At 69.1% G+C, this 19,959-nt stretch carries 16 protein-coding genes and 1 riboswitch; of the genes, 10 read left to right on the plus strand and 6 right to left on the minus strand.

Features of this window, described 5'->3' with window-relative positions:
- Positions 1 to 2 precede the first annotated feature (2 nt).
- Genes OED01_RS11605 through OED01_RS11615 form a run of 3 tightly spaced genes read right to left on the minus strand, consistent with a single transcriptional unit; the run spans position 3 to position 3,195 of the window.
- Positions 3 to 890, minus strand: coding sequence for a carbohydrate ABC transporter permease (locus OED01_RS11605; protein ID WP_264155436.1), 888 nt, complete (start codon positions 888 to 890; stop codon positions 3 to 5).
- Positions 887 to 1,897 carry a carbohydrate ABC transporter permease gene (locus OED01_RS11610; RefSeq protein WP_264155437.1) on the minus strand — a complete coding sequence of 337 codons (1,011 nt, stop codon included), beginning with the start codon at positions 1,895 to 1,897 and terminating at the stop codon, positions 887 to 889. The genes OED01_RS11605 and OED01_RS11610 overlap by 4 nt, the downstream gene beginning before the upstream one ends.
- Positions 1,898 to 1,905: 8 nt before the next feature.
- The gene (locus tag OED01_RS11615; RefSeq protein WP_264155438.1) at positions 1,906 to 3,195 is read right to left on the minus strand and encodes an extracellular solute-binding protein; all 1,290 of its coding nucleotides are present in this window, start codon (positions 3,193 to 3,195) and stop codon (positions 1,906 to 1,908) included.
- 151 nt (positions 3,196 to 3,346) lie between these two features.
- On the opposite strand from OED01_RS11615, the gene OED01_RS11620 reads away from it, so the two are divergent.
- The 6 genes from OED01_RS11620 (at position 3,347) to OED01_RS11645 (ending at position 10,184) form a co-directional block, all read left to right on the plus strand.
- Complete coding sequence (locus OED01_RS11620) at positions 3,347 to 4,345, plus strand: LacI family DNA-binding transcriptional regulator (RefSeq protein WP_264155439.1); 999 nt, start codon at positions 3,347 to 3,349, stop codon at positions 4,343 to 4,345.
- 76 nt (positions 4,346 to 4,421) lie between these two features.
- On the plus strand, positions 4,422 to 5,612 hold the full coding sequence (gene xylA / locus OED01_RS11625; RefSeq protein ID WP_264155440.1) for a xylose isomerase: 1,191 nt from the start codon (positions 4,422 to 4,424) through the stop codon (positions 5,610 to 5,612).
- 1 nt (position 5,613) lies between these two features.
- Entirely contained in the window at positions 5,614 to 6,942 is a 1,329-nt protein-coding gene (xylB, locus tag OED01_RS11630) for a xylulokinase (RefSeq protein WP_264155441.1), read from the plus strand.
- 85 nt (positions 6,943 to 7,027) lie between these two features.
- On the plus strand, positions 7,028 to 8,302 hold the full coding sequence (locus OED01_RS11635) for an MFS transporter (RefSeq protein ID WP_264155442.1): 1,275 nt from the start codon (positions 7,028 to 7,030) through the stop codon (positions 8,300 to 8,302).
- 22 nt (positions 8,303 to 8,324) lie between these two features.
- Positions 8,325 to 9,056 (plus strand): DUF6882 domain-containing protein, encoded by a 732-nt coding sequence (locus OED01_RS11640; protein ID WP_264155443.1) that lies wholly within the window; start codon positions 8,325 to 8,327, stop codon positions 9,054 to 9,056.
- A 39-nt stretch (positions 9,057 to 9,095) separates the two neighbouring features.
- Positions 9,096 to 10,184, plus strand: a complete 1,089-nt coding sequence (locus OED01_RS11645; RefSeq protein WP_264155444.1) for an N-formylglutamate amidohydrolase — start codon at positions 9,096 to 9,098, stop codon at positions 10,182 to 10,184.
- A 16-nt stretch (positions 10,185 to 10,200) separates the two neighbouring features.
- Here the strand turns inward: OED01_RS11645 and OED01_RS11650 are convergent, their stop codons facing one another.
- Positions 10,201 to 11,544: an anaerobic C4-dicarboxylate transporter family protein gene (locus tag OED01_RS11650; protein ID WP_264155445.1), complete on the minus strand. Its 1,344-nt coding sequence runs from the start codon at positions 11,542 to 11,544 to the stop codon at positions 10,201 to 10,203.
- A gap of 113 nt (positions 11,545 to 11,657) precedes the next feature.
- On the opposite strand from OED01_RS11650, the gene OED01_RS11655 reads away from it, so the two are divergent.
- Positions 11,658 to 12,200, plus strand: coding sequence for a phage holin family protein (locus OED01_RS11655; RefSeq protein WP_264155446.1), 543 nt, complete (start codon positions 11,658 to 11,660; stop codon positions 12,198 to 12,200).
- Between the two features lie 109 nt (positions 12,201 to 12,309).
- Here the strand turns inward: OED01_RS11655 and OED01_RS11660 are convergent, their stop codons facing one another.
- Positions 12,310 to 13,191, minus strand: a complete 882-nt coding sequence (locus tag OED01_RS11660) for a bifunctional methylenetetrahydrofolate dehydrogenase/methenyltetrahydrofolate cyclohydrolase (protein ID WP_264155447.1) — start codon at positions 13,189 to 13,191, stop codon at positions 12,310 to 12,312.
- Positions 13,188 to 14,462: a serine hydroxymethyltransferase gene (gene glyA / locus OED01_RS11665; RefSeq protein ID WP_264155448.1), complete on the minus strand. Its 1,275-nt coding sequence runs from the start codon at positions 14,460 to 14,462 to the stop codon at positions 13,188 to 13,190. The genes OED01_RS11660 and glyA overlap by 4 nt, the downstream gene beginning before the upstream one ends.
- 37 nt (positions 14,463 to 14,499) lie before the next feature.
- Positions 14,500 to 14,584: riboswitch (ZMP/ZTP riboswitch) on the minus strand.
- Between the two features lie 64 nt (positions 14,585 to 14,648).
- Between glyA and OED01_RS11670 the strand changes: the two genes are divergently transcribed.
- The 3 genes from OED01_RS11670 (at position 14,649) to OED01_RS11680 (ending at position 19,957) form a co-directional block, all read left to right on the plus strand.
- Entirely contained in the window at positions 14,649 to 16,148 is a 1,500-nt protein-coding gene (locus tag OED01_RS11670; RefSeq protein ID WP_264155449.1) for a beta-N-acetylhexosaminidase, read from the plus strand.
- Positions 16,145 to 17,296 carry an N-acetylglucosamine-6-phosphate deacetylase gene (gene nagA, locus OED01_RS11675; RefSeq protein ID WP_264155450.1) on the plus strand — a complete coding sequence of 384 codons (1,152 nt, stop codon included), beginning with the start codon at positions 16,145 to 16,147 and terminating at the stop codon, positions 17,294 to 17,296. Before OED01_RS11670 ends, nagA begins: the two co-directional genes overlap by 4 nt.
- 411 nt (positions 17,297 to 17,707) lie before the next feature.
- Positions 17,708 to 19,957 carry a sigma-70 family RNA polymerase sigma factor gene (locus tag OED01_RS11680; protein ID WP_264155451.1) on the plus strand — a complete coding sequence of 750 codons (2,250 nt, stop codon included), beginning with the start codon at positions 17,708 to 17,710 and terminating at the stop codon, positions 19,955 to 19,957.
- The last annotated feature ends 2 nt before the right edge of the window (positions 19,958 to 19,959 follow it).

A 19,959-nucleotide genomic window follows, 5' to 3' on the forward strand; every position in this document is an offset into this window, starting at 1 on the left:
TCTCAGCCCTTGACCGCGCCGGTCAGTCCACCGACGATGCGCCGCTCGAACATGCTAAAGAAGATCAGCGCCGGCAGCATCGACAGCGACGTGTACGCGAGCACTCGAGCCGTGTCGACGGAGTACTGCGACGCGAAGTTCTGCACGCCGAGCGGCAGGGTGAACAGGCTGGAATCGTTGAGGATGAACAGCGGGAGCATGTAGCCGTTCCAGGCGCCGATGAACGCGAGGATGCCGACGGTGATCACACCGGGAAGGCTGAGCGGCACCACCATGCGCCAGAAGAAGCCCAGCCGGGACGCGCCATCGATCGAGGCGGCCTCTTCGAGCTCCTTCGGGATCGCCCGCAGGAACGGCACCAGGATGATGATGGTCGTCGGAAGCGCGAAGGCGATCTGCGGCAGGATGATGCCCGCGAGGCTGTTCACGAGGCCGAGGTTGCGGATCAGCAGATACAGCGGCGTGATCGCGACCGTCACCGGGAACATGAGTCCGGCGGCGAACACGGAGTACATCACGGCCTTGCCGGAGAAGTCGTACCGCGCGATCACGTAGCTGGCCATGACGCCCAGCACCACGGCGCCGAGGGTGGTGCCGACCGCGGAGATCGTCGAGTTCAGCATCGCCGTCCAGAACTCGCTACTGGCGAGCACGTCGGTGTAGTTGCCGATCTCCCACGGACTCGGCCAGGCGGCCGGATCGTTCGTGATCTGCGAGTTCGTGCGGAAGCCGCCGATGATGATGTACAGCAGCGGGGTGACGCAGATCGTGATCAGCACGAGGGCGAGCAGGTAGACGCCGGGGCTCCCCCAGCGCACACCGGACTCGCTGCGTCGCCGACGGGGGCCGACGGCCTGGATGGCCACGGAGGTCTTGAGTGTGTCGGTCATCGCCTGCGACCCTTTCGGCTGTCTCCGGTCAGTGCGCCCTCGGTGTCGCGTCGCAGCACGAACCGCTGATAGACGAGGGCGACCACCAGCGAGATGAGGAACAGCATCACGGCGACCGCGTTGCCGAAGCCGTAGTTCCCGGCCAGATGGCCGTTCTGGTACATGTACGTGGCCATGGTCGAGGTTCCGGCCGTGGCGGCGATGTACTGCCCCCAGATGATGTTGACGAGGTCGAACAGCTGCAGGGATCCGATGATCGACAGGAACGCCCAGATGCGGATGGTCGGACCGAGCAGCGGCAGGGTGATGCTCCACTGCGCGCGCCAGAATCCGGCGCCGTCGATGGCAGCCGCCTCGTAGAGCTCCTCCGGGATCGACTGCATGCCGGCGAGCATGAGGATGACGGCGAAGCCGATGTACTTCCAGGTGATGATGACCATCAGCGACCACATCGCGATGGACGGGTCGGCGATCCATGACTGCTGCAGCGCCTCGAGGCCCATCTTCTCCAACAGGGAGTTGAGGGCGCCTGCGTCCTGCAGCATCAGGCTCCAGCCCGTGCCGACCACGACCTCCGCGATGACGTAGGGGGCGAAGATCAGCACGCGGATCACGGAGCGACCGCGGATCTTCTGATTCAGCAGCAGGGCGAACAGGATCGCGATCGGGCCCTGCATGACCAGCGAGAGGATCACGATGATGAAGTTGTGCAGCACGGCCTCGCGGAACGTCTCGTCCTGCAGCATGAGCACGTAGTTGTCGAGTCCGACGAACTCGGTCGGCCAGCCGAAGCCGTTCCACCGGAAGAAGCCGTAGAACCCCGCCATCAGCACCGGGAAGATGACGAAGCCGAGGAAGACCAGGAGAGCGGGGCCTGCCAGAAGCACGATCTCGCCGCGCTTGCGCCAGTCCGGCCGCGGGGATCGCCGTGCCGGGACCTGGTCGGTCCCGGCACGGGTGCTTCTCGCAGGCGCTGGGGTCTCCGTCAGCGCCTGTGAATGGGTCATGTCTCGGATCAGCCCCTCGCCGCGGCGGCTTCGACGCCGTCGACCAGCTTCTGCGGGTCGCCCTGACCGGCCAGCATCTCGACGACGCCGGTGTTCAGCGCGTTGCCGACGTTCTGACCGAGCGAGGTGTCCAGCCACAGCGACACGTACGGCGCCTTGCTGTACGCCTCCATGAGCGGTGCCAGCGACGGGTCGGTGACGGCACCGGTGGCCTCCTGCGAAGCCGGGATCGTCTGGAACGCGACCGCGTACTTCTCCTGCCATTGCTTCGACGAGACGAAGTTGAGGAATTCCTCGCAGGCAGCCGGGGAATCGGCGGAGCACGAGTAGCCGTCCGCGCCACCCATCATCGCGCCGGGCTCGCCGTCGCCTTCGACCTCGGGGAACGGGAACCAGTCCAGATCCGCGAGCGGCTTCTGGTCGGGCGTGAGGCTGGCGATGACGCCCACGTTCCAGGCACCCATGAGTTCCATGGCGGCCTGGTGGTTCGCCACGAGGCCCGCGGACGAGTTGGCGCCCTCCTGGGCGGACGTGGTGAGGAAGCCCTCGTTGAACGGCTCGGTCGAGGCGAACTCGTCGAGGTTCTCGGCGGCCTCGAGCCAGCATCCGTCCGTGAAGTCCGGGTCGGTGGCGAGGTTCTGGACGACGTCCTGACCGCAGGCGCGCAGCGCGAAGAAGTAGTACCAGTGCGCGGCGGGCCACGCGTCCTTGGCGCCGAGCGCGATGGGCTGGATGCCGGCGGCCTTCAGCTTGTCGACCGCGTCGCCGAGCTCGTCGATCGTGGTCGGGGTGCCTTCGATGCCGGCCTGAGCGAACAGGTCCTTGCTGTAGAAGATGCCACCGGGGAGCACGGCGCTGGGCATCCCGTAGATCTTGTCGTCGACGGTGAACGCGCTGAACGATGCATCGCCGAACGCCGACTTCACGTCGTCCGAGATGAGGTCGGTGAGGTCCTTGACTTTGCCGGCCGAGACGATGTCGGCGAGCTTGCCGCCGCCGCGCGCCATGAAGATGTCCGGCATGTCGCCGGAGTTGACGGCGGTCTGCAGCTTGCCGTCCATGTCCTCGTTCTGGATCGAGGTGACCTTGATCGTGACGTCGGGGTTCTCCTCGTGGAAGGCCGCGGCTGCGTCCTCCCAGTACTGCTTGCCGTCGCCGGTCGTGGAGTTGTGCCACATCGTGAGCTCGCCGCCGCTGCTGTCGCCCGCGTCACCGCCACCGGTGGTGCAACCGGTCAGGCCGAGCATTCCCAGCGCTGCGACGGCCGCACCGGCGGCCCATGCCTTGCGCATCTTCATGCTGTGTTCTCCTCTTCATCGAGTCGTGCGGCGAGCGGAACCTATTTGTTGCCAGCCACACCAATGTGTTGTGAGGCCACTCTGACATCGTCGACACGCTGATGTCAAACGATATCGATAACGTTTTCGATGCATTCGTTAGGCTGACCACATGAACCGACGGCCCACCATCACCGACGTCGCGCTCGCCGCGGGCGTCTCCGTCGCGACGGTCTCCAAGGCGATCAACGGCCGCGACGGCGTCTCGGCCGCGACGCTCGCCCACGTGCTCGGCGTGGTGGCCGAGCTCGGCTACGAGAGCTCACTGGTCGCCACGTCGATGCGACGAGGGCAGACGAACGTGATCGGCGTACTGGTCGCCGAGTTCGAACCGTTCGCCCTGCAGCTGCTGCGCGGCGTCTCGGCAGCCCTGCAGGACACCCCCTACGACGTGCTCGCCTATGCCGGAAGCGTGTCGGCCGGTGACCACCTGGGGTGGGAGCGCCGCTCGCTCTCGCGCCTGGGCGGCACCCTGATCGACGGCGCCATCCTCGTCACGCCGACCGCGATGCCGACCCAGTCGTCGATCCCCCTGGTCGCCGTCGATCCGCACACCGGCCCGGACGGACCCGCGACCGTGTCGGTCGAGAACGTCACGGGTGCACGTGCCGCCATGGAGTACCTGCTCTCGCTGGGCCATCGACGTATCGCCCATCTCCGCGGCCGAACGGACCTGGAATCCGCGCACCAGCGCGAGCGGGGGTACCGCGAGGCGCTCACGGCGGCCGGGATCGCCTACGACCCCGCACTCGTCGTCGACGGCGGATACCGCACGGCCGCATCGACCGCCGGTGCGCGCGCGCTGCTCGACCTGGCGGACCGTCCGACGGCGGTCTTCGCGGCGAACGACCTCTCTGCGATCGAGATGATGCGCGTCGCGACCGAACGCGGGCTGCGCATCCCGGCGGATCTGTCGGTCGTGGGCTTCGACGACATCCCCGAGGCCGCGTCGCACACACCCCAGCTCACGACGGTCCGCCAGCCCCTCGCCGAGATGGGATCGACGGCGGTCAACGTGCTGCTGGAGATGCTCAGCGGGGGTGAAGCCGAGCACATCCGGATGCCTGCGGAGCTGATCGTCCGCGGCTCGACGGCATCGGCATCCGCCTGACGCGTTGCGCTGAGCGCTTCGGGTTGATATGTTCTAGCTCACAACAATTCACCACCGACGTTGAAAGCGATGCGCCATGGCACTCACACCCACCCGCGAAGACAAGTTCTCGTTCGGTCTCTGGACGATCGGCTACAACGGAACCGACCCGTTCGGCGGCCCGACCCGCCCCTCCCTCGACGTCGTGCACGCCGTGGAGAAGCTCGCCGAGCTCGGCGCGTACGGCCTCACGTTCCACGATGACGATCTGTTCGCGTTCGGCTCCACCGACGCGGAGCGCCAGACGCAGATCGACCGCCTGAAGGGTGCACTGGCCGACACCGGCCTGATCGTTCCGATGGTGACCACGAACCTCTTCAGCGCCCCCGTGTTCAAGGACGGCGGCTTCACCTCCAACGACCGCGACGTTCGCCGGTACGCGCTGCGCAAGGTCTTCCGTCAGCTGGACCTCGGTGCCGAACTCGGCGCCAAGACGTTCGTCATGTGGGGCGGCCGCGAGGGCGCCGAGTACGACTCCGCCAAGGACGTGCGCGCGGCACTGGAGCGCTACCGCGAGGCCGTCAACCTCCTCGGCGACTACGTCACCGACAAGGGCTACGACATCCGCTTCGCGATCGAGCCGAAGCCGAACGAGCCGCGCGGCGACATCCTCCTGCCGACGCTGGGTCACGCGATCGCCTTCATCGACTCCCTCGAGCGTCCCGAGCTCGTCGGCGTCAACCCCGAGGTCGGGCACGAGCAGATGGCCGGCCTGAACTTCACGGCGGGCATCGCGCAGGCGCTGTTCCACGGCAAGCTGTTCCACATCGACCTCAACGGTCAGCGCGGCATCAAGTACGACCAGGACCTCGTGTTCGGTCACGGCGATCTGCACAACGCGTTCTCGCTCGTCGACCTGCTCGAGAACGGCGGCCCCGGCGGAGTCCCCGCGTACGACGGCCCCCGTCACTTCGACTACAAGCCGAGCCGTACCGAGGACGAGAAGGGCGTGTGGGAGTCGGCAGCGGCCAACATGCGCACCTACCTGCTGCTCAAGGAGCGTGCCGCGGCCTTCCGCGCCGACCCCGAGGTGCAGGAGGCGCTCGCAGCCGCCAAGGTCGACGAGCTGTCGACTCCGACGCTGAACGAGGGCGAGTCCTACGACGACTTCCTCGCCGACCGCTCGGCGTACGAGGACTTCGACGCGAACGCCTACCTGGGCGGCAAGGGCTTCGGCTTCGTGCGCCTGCAGCAGCTCGCCACCGAGCACCTGCTCGGAGCCCGCTGAGATGACGCTGGTCGCCGGAGTCGATTCTTCGACGCAGAGCTGCAAGGTCGTCATCCGCGATGCCTCGACGGGTGCCGTGGTGCGGTCGGGACGCGCTTCGCATCCCGACGGCACCGAGGTCGCCCCATCGGCATGGTGGGAGGCTCTGCAGACTGCGCTTTCGGATGCCGGAGGGCTGACGGATGTCGCGGCTATCGGCATCGGCGGCCAGCAGCACGGCCTCGTGGCGCTCGACGCCGACGGCAGCGTGATCCGCGACGCCCTGCTGTGGAACGACACGCGCTCGGCTGACGCCGCCGCGGCGCTCACCGATGAGGTGGGCGCCGCGGAGTTCGCGCGGCGCACCGGCCTGGTGCCGGTGGCGTCGTTCACCGTGACGAAGCTGCGCTGGCTCGCGGATGCCGAGCCGGACAACGCCGCGCGCGTCGCGGCCGTCGCCCTCCCGCACGACTGGCTGACGTGGCGCCTGCGCGGTTACGGCCCCGCGGGCGAGGCGCCGCTGGGGCCCGATCTGTCGGAGCTGGTCACCGATCGCTCGGATGCCAGCGGCACGGGGTACTTCGATCCGGCGCGAGACGAGTACGACCGGGAGCTGCTCTCGCTCGCCCTGCGACGCGATGCCGCCGAGGTCGTCCTCCCCCGCGTTCTCGGTCCGTCCGAGCACGTCGCCGGCCCCGATGGGCTCCTCGTCTCGGCGGGTGCCGGAGACAACGCGGCGGCAGCCCTCGGGCTCGGCGCGCGCTCCGGTGATGTCGGTGTGTCGATCGGCACGAGCGGAACGGTGTTCGCCGTCACCGACGCGCCGGTGGTCGACCCCACCGGCACGGTCGCCGGGTTCGCGGACGCGTCAGGCGCTCGCCTGCCGATCGTCACGACCCTGAACGCCGCGCGGGTGTTCGACGTCACCGCTGCTCTGCTCGGCGTGGATCACGACGAGTTCTCCCGACTGGCGCTGGCGGCGGATGCCGGTGCCGACGGCCTCTCGCTGCAGCCGTGGTTCGAGGGCGAGCGGACGCCGAACCGGCCCGACGCCACCGCCACGCTTTCGGGCATGACGCTCGCCTCGACGACGCGCGAGAATCTCGCACGCGCGGCGATCGAAGGCGTTCTCAAGGGCCTGGCCTTCGGGCTGGACGCCATGCGCGAGCACGGCGTCACCGCGGAGCGCGTGCTCCTGATCGGCGGTGCGGCGCAGAGCCCTGCCGTCTCGGCCATCGCCGCCGAGATCTTCGACGCTCCCGTCGTGGTTCCGGAACCGGGCGAGTACGTCGCATTCGGCGCCGCCGTGCAGGCGGCCTGGGCCCTGACCGGCTCCCGCCCCTCCTGGTGACCCGCCCCACGGGCTTCGAATCGCTCTGTTCGCTCGGATCCGTCGGATTTCGAGCGAACAGAGCGATTCGAACGTCCGGCGCGGGATGCCAGGATGGGAGGATGCCGACGAGAGCCCTCCGATGATCCGCGGGCTCGCCGCGATGCAGGACCGCAGTTTCCGGTGGTTCTTCATCGCCAGGGCGATCACGATGATCACCGGGTCGATGTCGTCGATCGCCCTCGCCTTCGCGGTCCTGGAGATCGACAACGACGCACGGTCGCTGTCGCTCGTGCTCGCAGCGTTCACGGTGAGCAACATCGTGTTCATCCTGTTCGGCGGCGTCGTCGCCGATCGGATGCCACGGGCGCTCGTCATCCAGACCTGCTACGTCATCGACATCCTGTCCGTCGGCGCGATGGCGACCCTGCTGTTCACCGGCACCGCCACCGTTCCCCTGCTCATGCTCCTGTCGATCGTGACCGGCGCATCGACGGCGTTCGTCATGCCCGCGATGCAGGGCATCATCCCGCAGCTGACCACGCCGGAGCACCTGCAGCAGGCGAACGCGATGCTCTCGTTCGTCCGATCGGCGGTGACGATCGGCGGCCCGATCATCGCCGGGATCCTGGTCACGGCGGCCGGCCCCGCGTGGGCCATGATCGTCCAGACCGTCGGGTGGATCGCGGCGATCCCGATCCTCGCCCTCGTGAAGCTGCCGCCGCCTGCCGGCACGGGCGGTTCGACGCTGTTCCACGATCTCCGGCTCGGCTGGAACGAGTTCTGGGGCCGCACCTGGCTGTGGACGATCGTGCTGGCCTTCATGGTCATGAACGCGATCCATGTCGGCGCGTGGAGCGTCGCAGGTCCGTACATCGCCAAGAACGACGATCGGCTCGGCATCGCCGGCTGGGGCTGGGTCCTCAGCGCCGAGGGCGTCGGCATCCTCCTGATGACGCTCGTGCTCATGTGGGTTCCGCTGAAGCGGCCCCTGCGGCTCGGCATGATCGGCATGGCGGTGTTCGCCATCCCGCTCACGATGCTCGGCCTGCACCCGGCGGTCGTGCTGCTCGCGATCGCCGCCCTGCTCGCCGGCCTCGGACACGAGGTGTTCAGCACCGGCTGGAACGTCGCCATGATGGAGAACATCCCGATCGACCGGCTGTCGCGCGTGTCGAGCTACGACATGCTCGGCAGTTTCGTGGTCATGCCGATCGGCACCCTGGCGTACGGATGGCTCATCACCCACGCCGACGTGACGACCGTGCTCGTGGTGTCCGGCATCCTCTACGCCGCCATCGCACTCGCGACTCTGGCCGTCCCGAGCGTGTGGCGGATGGGCAGGCCGCTCACGGCGCAGACGCAACTGGCGGATTCATAGCGTCCCAGGCCAGACTGGTGCCATGAGCTTCGCCGCACTCCAGCCCCTGGCCGATCGGGCCGCCCTGTTCACCGCGCTCCGCCAGGATGCACTCGTCACGGCGACCGACGCCCTGGGCGAGCACCGCTGGGATGCCGACCTGAACGCGGGCACCCTGACCTTCACGGCGAACGACGATGCGACGCGGCAGTTCATCGCACGTCCGCACCTGATCGCGACGCTCGCGCCGGGCCCTCGGTCGCTGCTGTGGGCGTGGGCTCACCCACAGGGCGATGCGCAGGGCGTCGCCGCGCAACTGCGCGACTACGGCCAGCAGTACGGCATCGCGGAGCTGACCCAGGCCGAGCTGCCGTTCCCCGAGGATGCCGGCGAGGACGTCGATTCGTGGATCGCCCAGGCGACGCATGTCATCGGCTCGGTCGCGGTGGAGATCACCGGGCGTTCGCCGTACTACTCCGCTCCGGTCGGCGGCGGCACGCGCGCCGTCTTCCTGCTGGACGCGCCGCTCGCTCCGCTGACCGTCGCGGATGCCGTCATCGCCGCACCCCGCATGCTCTCGACCCTGACCCTTCCTGATGCCCGGTCCTCCGTCTGGGACGCCGCCCGCCTGGCCGGCTGGAACCTGGAGTGGACCGACGAGGCCTTCTCCGGCGCTGTGGTCAGCGACGCGTCCGGCTCGGCGACCTTCCGCTTCGACGAGCAGGCCCGCATCACCGGTATCGAGGGCTCGATGAGCGGCGCGACTTCGGCCTGACCCCTGGGCGGCGGGAGGCCTGCTCGATAGCATGAGCGCATGTCCGCCCTCGAGCTGATCCCCGCAGGCACCACCTTCACCGAAGCCGAGATCGTCGTCTACGCGGACGCCGACGCCAGATCGCTGGACGAGGCGATCCGCGATGCCGACGTCCTCATCAGCTGTCCGCACGCCGGTGCGGCGATCCCCGCCGAGATCGCGGAGTTCCTCTCTCCCGCGGTGACGCGTCGGCTGCAGTTCGACTTCACGGACGTGGCGACCAATGCGATCGTCCGCCGCTGGGCGTCGCAGGATCCCCGCGTGGTCGCGGTGCTGAATCCGCACCCGCGCCTGGTGCGGGATCCGAATCGGGCCAAGCCGGCCGACGTCGCCGCAGACCTCACAGAGGCCATCGAGCGGACCAGAGCCGCCGGCGCCTGGCAGAAGGTGGATCTCACCGGCGTCGATGCGATCCGCCCCGTCACGTTCTCGTTCTTCCCCATCCTCGAGGTCCCCGACACGGATGCCGGACTCCACCGCCTCGTCGATGCGTTCGTCGAGGTCGCGGAGCGCGGTCTCGGCGTGTACGAGCACATCCGGGACGAGCTGACCGAGCGGTTCATCGCCGAGAAGCTTCGCTCAGGAGACCGCTTCACGCGCCTGTCGTTCCACGACACCATGAACACCACCACCACGAAGGACGGCGCCGTGAACGTGCCGCGGGATCCGAAAGACCGGCTTCCCGATGTCGTCGCCCTGTCGAACCGCGGCGATGCCAGAGGCGAACAGCGCGACCCCGCCGACCCGCCGACCATGGACGCCGCCCGCCTTCGGATCCTCGCCGAGGCCCACCGGGCGGGGTTCGCGACCGGCGACCCCGCCGACGTCGCGCTGAACAAGCCGTACCTGGGCAGCCAGGAGATCCTGGCCGCGGGCGTCCGGTTCCGCGAACTCGACGACGAAGCACGGCGCGCCGGCGCGCACTTCGATGCCATCCAGGCCGAGTTCCGCCGCGAGTTCCTGCTCGGCGACGCCGCCGTGGCCGAGCTGCATGAACCGGGAACCGACTGGATCGCCGAGGACCCCGCTCACATCGACGAGGTCGCCTTCGCGTGCCGTCGCGCCTGGGACCTCTACCGCGAGTTCTGACGGCGACCGCCGCCGCTCATCCGCCCCAGAGGGCGCCGAACAGCGCGCCCGCGCCGATCGTCGTCACGGCGAGGATCAGCGTCGGCAGGAAGAACGCGTGGTCGACGAGCTTGGTGCCCAGCTTCGTCGTGCCCGACGTGTCGAAGTTCGCCGCGGCGATCTGGGATCCGTTGGTCGGCAGCAGGTAGATCCCCGCGAATGCACCGGCCCACATTCCGCTGAGCACTCCCAGCGGAATGCCGGCCGCGAGCCCGATCGGCACGATCGTGCGGGTCGCCGTGGACTGGCTCGTCGTGAGCACGCAGACGAGGAAGACGCCGAGCGCGAAGATCCACGGCGCCGCGCCGACCAGCGCACCGATGCTCTCCGAGATGAACTCGACGTGCGCCGAGAGGAACGTGTCGGTCAGCCAGGCGAGTCCGAAGAGGGCGATCGCCGAGACCATACCGGCCTTGAACACCGTGGCGGTCGGCACGTCGGCCACGTTCGGCCGCGAGACGATGAGGATGACGGTTCCGACGAGGAACATGACGATCTCGATGATCGGGGTCATGCCGACGGGGTCGCCTTCGGCATCCAACGGGCGGATGCCCTTGAAGAGTCCGAACACGACGATCGCCAGCACGCCGGTGAGGAAGATGATCGCGGCGTTCCGGCCGGCCTTCGTCACCGTGACGTCGGCCTTGACCTCGGCGGCCCCGGCGCGGGGAGGTGCCAGCTCACCGCTGGCGATCTTCGCCTGCACCTCCTGATCGTCGGCGAGATCCTTGCCGAGCCGGTTCACGACGAGCGAGCTGAGCACGATCCCGACGATCGCGGCGGGGATCGTCACCTTCAGGATGTCGATGAGCTCGAAGTCGTACGGCGGCACGTCGGTGAGCGTGACCATGGCCGCCATCGCAGCCGACACGGGACTGCAGGCGAGCGCGACACCGGTCGCGACGACGGAGAGCGACAGCGGCCGGGACGGGCGGATCCCGTTGCGGTACGACAGGTCCTGGATGACGGGCAGCAACGGGTAGAGGATGTTCGACGTGCCCGCTCCGGCGGCGAACAGGAACGACACGAGCGGCGCCACGAGCGTGATCTGCTTGGGGTTGCGTGCGATCAGCTTCGCGGCGACCGAGACCATCCAGTCGATGCCGCCGGCGACCTGCATCATGGATGCCGCGAGCACCACCGACAGCACGATGAGCAGCGCGTCGACGGGTGGAGAGCCGGGCGAGAGTTGGAAGACGAACACGAGGATCGCGACACCAGCGCCACCCCAGAGGCCGAGTCCGACTCCGCTCGAGCGGGTTCCCATGACGATGCAGCCCAGCACGACGAGCAACTGGAGGATGAACAGGACGGCTTCCATCGGTCGCTCCTTCGGCGCGGATTCGGCGTCAGGCTATCGGTATATCCGAGCCCGCGCCATGGCGGCGATGAATGTCGTCGCCGCTCGGCTCCGGAGTATGCGAACCTGGGAATATGAGGAACGGCATCATCCGCTTCGGCGCGCTCTACGTCTTCAACGTCGCGGTCCTGCTCATCATCGGGCTGGTGCTGCCCAGCGTGAGCGTGGGATGGCATGCCCTGTGGGCATCTGTGATCCTGACGCTCGCCGCCCTGTTCATCAAGCCGCTGCTGAAGAGCGTGTTCCGCAAGTCGGCGGCCCGGTCGGCCGCCGACCGCACCAAGACAGGCGAGAAGGTCGTCCAGTACGCGCTCGTCTACGTCGTCGAACTGATCATCTGGGTCATCACCGTGTGGCTCAGCCCGGTGTCGATCGATGGCTTCTGGGGCTTCGCCCTCCCACCGCTGCTCCTGCTGCTCGGCTGGGTGATCTACGACCAGGTCGACGATGTCCTGCGCCGCAAGGCCGGCGACGTGTACGACCGGGTCGCCGGATCGCGACGTACGCCGACGGAGGCCGCGGCGCCCGCCAACGGGGCCGCGCCGGCGGCTCGCACCGACCTCGAGCCTGATGACGGCCTGACGCCCGAGCAGCGCAGAATGCTCGACGAGCTGTAGCCCTCGACTTCGGCGCCCTCCCGTCGCTCGTCGAGCGACGGGAGAAGCGAGGTGGAGGTGACCGCGCGCCCACTCGCCCGACGAACGATGCCGAGGCGCGCGGACACACTCAGCCGGCGAGACGCTCGGCGGCCTCCACGACGTTCGTCATGAGCAGCGCCACCGTCATCGGACCAACGCCGCCCGGATTCGGAGAGATCCAGCCGGCGACCTCCGCCACATCCGGGTGCACGTCGCCGTGGACCTTGTTCTTGCCGGTCTCCGGATCGGTCTCGCGCGTGACGCCGACGTCCAGCACGGCGGCACCCGGCTTCACGTCCTCGGCGCGGATCAGGTGCTTGACGCCCGCCCCCGCCACGATCACGTCGGCCTGACGCAGGTACGGCGCCATGTCCGGGGTGCCGGTGTGCACCTGGGTCACGGTCGCGTTGATGTCGCGACGCGTGAGGAGCAACCCCATCGGACGACCGATCGTCACACCGCGGCCCACGACGACGACGTGCTTGCCCTTGAGGTCGTAGTCATTGCGCAGCAGCAGCTCGATGACACCGCGCGGCGTACAGGGCAGCGGCGTGTGGATCGGCGCGTTGACGTTGAGCACCAGCCGACCGAGATTCGTCGGGTGCAGACCGTCCGCGTCCTTGGCCGGGTCGATCCGCTCGAGGATCGCGTCGGTGTCGAGGTGCTTCGGCAGCGGCAGCTGCACGATGTACCCGTGGCAGGACGGATCGGCGTTGAGCTCGTCGATCAGCGCCTCGACCTGCTCCTGCGTGGCGTCGGCGGGAAGCTCGCACTGGATCGAGTTCATCCCGATCGCCTCGGACTGCCGGTGCTTCATCCCGACGTACAGCTGGGACGCCGGGTCCGCCCCGACCAGCACCGTGGCGATGCCGGGGACGATGCCCTTCTCCCGCAGCGCCGCGACCCGCTCGGCCAGCTCCGCCTTGATCTCGGCGGATGCCGCCTTGCCGTCCAGGACGACAGCGGTCACTGGGTCAGCCCCGGGTAGAGCGGGAAGGCAGCGGCGAGCGCGTCCACGCGCGCCTTGAGCGCCGCGACGTCGGCGCCGGGCAGGAGCGCGAGGGCGATGATGTCGGCGACCTCGGTGAACTCGGCATCCCCGAACCCGCGCGTGGCGAGCGCCGGCGTGCCGATGCGCAGACCCGAGGTGACCATCGGCGGACGAGGGTCGTTCGGAACCGCGTTGCGGTTGACTGTGATGTGGATGTCGTGCAGCAGATCCTCGGCCTGCTTGCCGTCGATCTCGGCGTCGCGCAGGTCGACGAGCACGAGGTGCACCTCGGTCCCGCCGGAGCGGACCGCGATGCCGGCATCCTTGACGTCCTGACGTCCGAGGCGCTCGGCGAGGAGAGCGGCGCCGCGAACCGTACGCTCCTGACGCTCCTTGAACTCCGGCGTCGCGGCGATCTTGAACGCGGTCGCCTTCGCGGCGATCACGTGCATGAGCGGACCGCCCTGCTGGCCGGGGAAGACGGCCGAGTTGATCTTCTTGGCGAGGTCCGCGTCGTTGGTGAGGATGAAGCCGGAGCGAGGGCCGCCGATCGTCTTGTGCACGGTCGACGACACGACGTGCGCGTGCGGGACGGGGTTCGGGTGCACACCAGCGGCCACGAGTCCGGCGAAGTGCGCCATGTCGACCCACAGGTAGGCGCCGACCTCATCTGCGATCTCGCGGAACTTCGCGAAGTCCAGCTGACGCGGGTACGCCGACCAGCCGGCGATGATGACCTTCGGCTTGTGCTCGATGGCGAGGCGACGGACCTCGTCCATGTCGACGAGCGAGGTCTCCGGGTCGACGCCGTACGCGACGATGTCGTACAGGCGGCCCGAGAAGTTGATCTTCATGCCGTGGGTGAGGTGGCCGCCGTGGTCGAGCGAGAGGCCGAGCAGCGTGTCACCGGGGCGGGCGATCGCGTGCAGCACGGCCGCGTTGGCCGTGGCGCCGGAGTGAGGCTGCACGTTGGCGAACTCGGACCCGAACAGCGACTTCGCCCGCTCGATGGCCAGCGACTCCGCGACGTCCACTTCTTCGCAACCGCCGTAGTAGCGGCGACCGGGGTAGCCCTCGGCGTACTTGTTCGTGAGCACGGAGCCCTGCGACTGCAGAACGGAGACGGGGACGAAGTTCTCGGATGCGATCATCTCGAGGAAGCCCCGCTGGCGGTTCAGCTCCCGCTCGAGGACCTCGGCGATCTCCGGGTCGACCTCGGAAAGCGGTGCGTTGAAGTACGGGTCGGTCATGACGTGCTCCTGATCTCACGGTGGAAGGGGGTGGTTCCTGATCGGCCCAGGCGCGCGGTCGATTCCCATGAGAAGTCGCTCCCCGGTGGTAGTCCACCCAGACGCCAGTCGCGACGGTTTCGAGCATAGCGGATCAGATCGTCCGGAACGCTTGGATGTCGTCACCACCACCGGTACGTTTTGTTCATGGTCCTTACTCTTGTGCCGCTGCCCTCGTCCGTGACGGCGGGTTCCGGAAGCTTCGCCCTCTCCCCCGCCACGCGCATCGTCATCGTCGACGGTGCGGATGCCGCGGCATCCGCCCTGTCCGATCTGCTCGCCCACCGTCCCGGTCTCCGTTCGGAAGTGACGACGGACCCGGCGGTCGCCGGTGACATCGTCCTGCGCTCCACCGACTCGGACGACGAGGCCTACCGCCTCGATGTCACCGACCGGGTCGAGCTCACGGGCTCGGCCGCCGGCCTGTTCTACGGCATCCAGACCCTGCGGCAGCTGCTGCGCGAGGACGCAGGCGCCTGGTCGATCCCACAGGTCTCGATCGTCGATGTGCCGCGGTTCGCGTACCGAGGCGTCATGCTCGACGTCGCCCGCACGTTCTTCGACGTCGCCACCGTGAAGGCGTTCATCGACCGTGCATCGTCGCTCAAGTTCAATCGACTGCACCTGCACCTCACGGATGACCAGGGCTGGCGGCTGCAGATCGACAGCCGGCCGCTGCTGACCGAGAAGGCGGCCGGCACCTCGGCTCTCGGCCGACCGGGAGGCTTCTACACGAAGGACGACTTCCGCGAGATCATCGCGTACGCGGCCGCGCATCACATGGTCGTGGTTCCCGAGATCGACCTCCCCGGCCACACGCATGCGATCGGGCTCGCGTACCCGGAGACCGTCGAGGCCCCCGTGATGAACGACATGCTCCTGGCGCAGTCGGAGTCGCTCGGTCAGCCGCTGCCCGTCGCGGGCGAGCCGTACCAGGGCTGGGGCGTCGGCCATTCGTCGGTGCGCATCCATGAGGAGGCGACGTGGGACTTCCTGCGCGACGTGCTCGGCGAGGTCGCAGAGCTCACGCCCGGCCCGTACCTGCACGTCGGCGGCGACGAATGCCTCGGCACGCCTCAGGCGGACTTCGACGCCTTCGTCGAGCGCGTCACCGCGCTCACCATCGAGCTCGGCAAGACGCCGGTGGCGTGGCACGAAGCGGGGTCCGCCGCCGTGGCCGAGGGAACCGTCGGCCAGTTCTGGGGCAGCGACACCCCCTCGCCCGAGCACATCGAGCACACGCTCCGGTTCGCGGAACGCGGCGGCTCGGTCATCCTCTCGCCGTCCACGAGGGCGTATCTCGACATGAAGTACTCGCCGGAGGACCCGCTCGGACTGAGCTGGGCCGCCGTCATCGACCTCGAAGCCGCGTACTCCTGGGAGCCGACGGCGATCGTCCCCGGCCTCGACCCGCACGCGATCATCGGGATCGAGGGGCCGCTCTGGGCCGAGACTCTCACCACCCTCGACGACGTGGACCACCTCTTCTTCCCCCGCGCCGCCGCATTGGCCGAGATCGCCTGGGCTCCGGCTTCCGCCAAGGACTGGAATGCTTTCCGCGAGCGCGTCGGCGGACTCGGATCGGTGTGGGATGCCGAAGGATGGGGAGGACATCGCCCCGCCGAGATCGACTGGAGCACGCCATGACCGCAACCGTGATCCATTCCGCCCGCCTGGTATCGGGTGGACGGGAGACGGCTGAAGGCTGGGTCCGGTTCGAGAACGGCATCGTCGCGGCGACCGGCGTCGGAAGCACCTGGGATGACGCCGACTCGATCGTCGACGCGACGGAGGTCGCCGGCCCCGGTGCCGTCCTCACGCCCGGCTTCATCGACATCCACGGGCACGGCGGAGCCGGCGCATCCTACGACGACGGGATCGAGGCGATCCGCACCGCCCGCAACCTGCACCGCGCGCACGGGACGACGCGCGCGGTCATCTCGCTGGTGACGGCATCGATCGACGATCTCGCCCGCCGTGTGGGTGAGATCGCCGAGCTCACCGAGTCGGATGCCGAGATCCTCGGCTCCCACCTCGAGGGCCCTTTTCTGGACCCCGGTCATCAGGGTGCGCATGAACCGACCCTGCTGCGGGCACCCGTCGGCGCGGACGTCCAGCGTCTGCTCGACGCCGGCCGCGGCACCGTCCGCCAGGTCACGATCGCGCCGGAGCTGCCCGGCGGCATCGAGGCGATCCGGCTGATCGTCGCCGCCGGGTCGGTCGCGGCGGTCGGTCACACCGACGCGGATGCCGAGACCGCCGCAGCGGCTTTCGACGCCGGAGCGACATTGCTCACGCACGCGTTCAACGCGATGCGCGGCATCCACCACCGTGCGCCGGGTCCCGTGCTTGCGGCGGCGGCCGATCCTCGCGTGGTGCTGGAAGCGATCGCCGACAACGTCCACCTCGACCCGCACGTCATCAAGCTCGTGTTCGATGCGGCGCCGGACCGAGTCGCACTCGTGACCGACGCCATGGCTGCCGCCGGCAGCGCCGACGGCCACTACGACCTGGGGGCGGTGAAGGTGACGGTGACGAACGGAATCGCCCGCACCGACGCCACGGGCTCGATCGCCGGTTCGACGCTGACGCTGGACGTCGCGCTGCGCCGCGCCGTGGAGGCCGGCGTGCCGCTGAGTGCAGCCGTTCGAGCCGTGACGGCGACCCCGGCATCCGTCATCGGCGAGGCTGCCAGACTCGGGCGGCTCGACGAGGGCCTGGTCGCGGATGCCGTCCTGCTGAATGCCGGGCTGCAGGTGCGGCGCGTCTGGGTGGACGGCCGGTCGGTGCAGTGACCTCACGCGCCGCTCTGCGGCCGGTCGGAGAGGGGGCCGCCGCGCCCCAGTCAGCGACGGCCCTGCTCCCTCCAGGGCGAGCGGGCGGCTCGGGAACTCCTCCCCCGAGGATCCCGAGCCTGCCCTGGTCCGACGCGATTGCCCCCGCGTCGGCACCGTGCGATCTCCGCCCCCCGGTGGTGATCGCACAGCGTGCTCTGATTGATGAGACGGCGACCGGACGGAATCATCACGCGATTCGAAGAATTCTTTTCGCGGATTCTCCGCGGCGGCTCGCAGAGAGTTCGCTCCGAGTTGTGCACAGGGCTGGCCAGGCTGGGAAAACCGGGTGAGAATGTACAGGGCGCGTGATGGGGACCCGATTCATGCGTCTCTTCGTGTGGAGCCGACCCGAGGCGCCACGAGAGCTGGGTGACAGTGCCGAACGACAACAACGACAACGCGCAGATCGCGGACGCCGATCTCATTCTGCGCACCCGGTCGGGCGACCGGAACGCCTTCGGCGAACTCTGGCGTCGGCACTACCCGTCCGGCATCGCGGTCGCGCGATCGATCACGTCGTCCCTCGACCCGGATGATCTCGTCCAGGAGTCGTACACCCGCATCTACAACGCGATCCTCAAGGGGGGCGGCCCCAACGGCTCCTTCCGCGCCTATCTGTTCACCAGCATCCGCAACACCGCCGCCGCCTGGGGCAAGGCGCGTCGCGAGACCGCGATCGACGAGATGGATGCCGTCGCCGACCCTGATACGACCGAGCAGGCGACGGACGAGGCTCTTGATCGCGGCCTGACCGCTCAGGCGTTCCGCAGCCTGCCTTCGCGCTGGCAGGAGGTGCTCTGGTACACCGAGATCGAGCAGATGAAGCCGGCCGAGGTCGCTCCCCTGCTGGGCATGAAGGCCGGCGCCGTCGCCCAGCTCGCGTTCCGCGCTCGCGAGGGTCTGCGCGAAGCCTGGATCCAGGCGCATCTGCGCAGTGCCGCCCCTGGCTCGGAATGCCAGTGGACCATCGAGCATCTCGGCGCCTATTCACGCGGCAACCTCAGCAACCGCGACCGCAAGCGTCTCGACGAGCACCTCTCCGACTGCGCGCGCTGCATGATCGTCGCCGCCGAGGCCAAGGACGTCTCGCAGCGTCTCGCGCTCGTGCTGCTCCCGCTCGTGCTCGGCGTCGCGGGTTCGGCCGGCTACCTCGCGATGCTGCAGGGCGGCGGAGCACCGGTCGTCGCTCTGGCCGCGATGCCGTCCAGCGTGGTCGAAGGCGCCGTCGTCGTGTCGGGAACGTCAGGCGCCGCGGTGGCCGGTGTCTCGGCCGGATCCGGGTCGACCGGCGGCACGGTTGCGAGTACGGGCGCGGCAGGAGGTGCGGGCGCCGCCGGTGGGACCGGCGCGGTCGCCGGCGCTGTGTCCGGCATCGGCGCTCTGGTCGGCGTCGGATCCGCCGCCTTGATCGTCGCCGGCGTCGTGGCGGCCGCCGCCATCGTGCCAGGGCTGGTCTCCGCGCCCGCGATGACGAGCCTGCCGAGCGCGGGCCAAGTGGCTGATTCTCCGTCCATCGCCACGGACGTCGGCCCCGACGAGCATCTGGAAGCGCTCGAGCCGGATCCATTGCTCGAGGAACCTCTCGACGATGAGAAGGTCGATGACGCCCCGGCGCCCGAAGCCGAACCCCTGGTGGAGGCGCCTCTCGCGGCGCCGGTCGTTCCCGCTCCCGGCGGATCGGACTCCGGCGAATCGGGTTCCGGAGGCGACACGGCGCCGGTGAAGCCGGCGCCCGCACCCGATCCTGATCCAGTGGAGCCGGTGGACCCCGTGGACCCGGTCGACCCCGTGGACCCAGTCGACCCCGTGGACCCAGTCGACCCCGTGGACCCAGTCGACCCCGTGGATCCGGTGGACCCAGTGGATCCGGTCGACCCCGTTGATCCGGTCGAGCCCGGGCCGCCGACCGAGCCGGTCACGCTCACGGGCACGACGATGTGCTTCGGCGCAGATGGCAAGACGTACGTCTCGCTCGACGTCCTCGGAGTGCCCGGCGCCGAGATCCAGGCGCTGCTGGACGGCAGTACAGCCGGCGCGGACGACGCCATCCTCGGCTCCGACGGGACCGAGACCATCAGCCTGCGGCCCAACGCGTCGCAGATCCTGTCGGATGCCGACGTCGAGATCCATTACGTCACGCTGACCGGCCCCGTGCACCCTCTCACGACGACGCTCTCCGACCTGGGCGTGAACCTGATCACCGTGCTGCTCGCCCCGGCGTGCGACGGAAGCGACGCCGCCACGGTCGAACAGCCCATCGACGACACCACGCCGGACGCCGAAGCCGAGGCCGACGCGGGCGCGGCCGCTGTCGAACCGGAGGCGCCTGTCGAGCAGGCGGTCCCCGTCGATGCCCCGCCCGTCGTCGAGGCGCCAGCACCTGAGGCGACGGCACCCGCGGCACCGGCACCAGGGACGGCCGCACCGGAGACGTCGGCACCGGCAGACGAGGACGCGGTCGAGCCCGTGACACCATCGGCGTCTGAGCCCGTCGAGCAACCGACCCCGTCCGAGGAGGCGGTCACCCCCGTCCCGGCGCCCGCCCCCACGGTCTCGGCATCCGCTCCCGCCACCGAGGCCCCAGCCTCGACAGACGAGGCCGCGGCTCCCGCCGAATAGAC

This window comes from Microbacterium sp. M28, from assembly GCF_025836995.1.
In the GTDB taxonomy this organism is placed as follows: Bacteria; Actinomycetota; Actinomycetes; order Actinomycetales; family Microbacteriaceae; genus Microbacterium.

Excerpts from the sequence above, each read along its gene's own strand:
- OED01_RS11605 (WP_264155436.1), bottom strand. The coding sequence starts at position 890 with ATGACCGACACACTCAAGACCTCCGTGGCCATCCAGGCCGTCGGCCCC.
- OED01_RS11610 (WP_264155437.1), bottom strand. The coding sequence starts at position 1,897 with ATGACCCATTCACAGGCGCTGACGGAGACCCCAGCGCCTGCGAGAAGC.
- OED01_RS11615 (WP_264155438.1), bottom strand. The coding sequence starts at position 3,195 with ATGAAGATGCGCAAGGCATGGGCCGCCGGTGCGGCCGTCGCAGCGCTG.
- OED01_RS11620 (WP_264155439.1), top strand. The coding sequence starts at position 3,347 with ATGAACCGACGGCCCACCATCACCGACGTCGCGCTCGCCGCGGGCGTC.
- xylA (WP_264155440.1), top strand. The coding sequence starts at position 4,422 with ATGGCACTCACACCCACCCGCGAAGACAAGTTCTCGTTCGGTCTCTGG.
- xylB (WP_264155441.1), top strand. The coding sequence starts at position 5,614 with ATGACGCTGGTCGCCGGAGTCGATTCTTCGACGCAGAGCTGCAAGGTC.
- OED01_RS11635 (WP_264155442.1), top strand. The coding sequence starts at position 7,028 with ATGCCAGGATGGGAGGATGCCGACGAGAGCCCTCCGATGATCCGCGGG.
- OED01_RS11640 (WP_264155443.1), top strand. The coding sequence starts at position 8,325 with ATGAGCTTCGCCGCACTCCAGCCCCTGGCCGATCGGGCCGCCCTGTTC.
- OED01_RS11645 (WP_264155444.1), top strand. The coding sequence starts at position 9,096 with ATGTCCGCCCTCGAGCTGATCCCCGCAGGCACCACCTTCACCGAAGCC.
- OED01_RS11650 (WP_264155445.1), bottom strand. The coding sequence starts at position 11,544 with ATGGAAGCCGTCCTGTTCATCCTCCAGTTGCTCGTCGTGCTGGGCTGC.
- OED01_RS11655 (WP_264155446.1), top strand. The coding sequence starts at position 11,658 with ATGAGGAACGGCATCATCCGCTTCGGCGCGCTCTACGTCTTCAACGTC.
- glyA (WP_264155448.1), bottom strand. The coding sequence starts at position 14,462 with ATGACCGACCCGTACTTCAACGCACCGCTTTCCGAGGTCGACCCGGAG.
- OED01_RS11670 (WP_264155449.1), top strand. The coding sequence starts at position 14,649 with ATGGTCCTTACTCTTGTGCCGCTGCCCTCGTCCGTGACGGCGGGTTCC.
- nagA (WP_264155450.1), top strand. The coding sequence starts at position 16,145 with ATGACCGCAACCGTGATCCATTCCGCCCGCCTGGTATCGGGTGGACGG.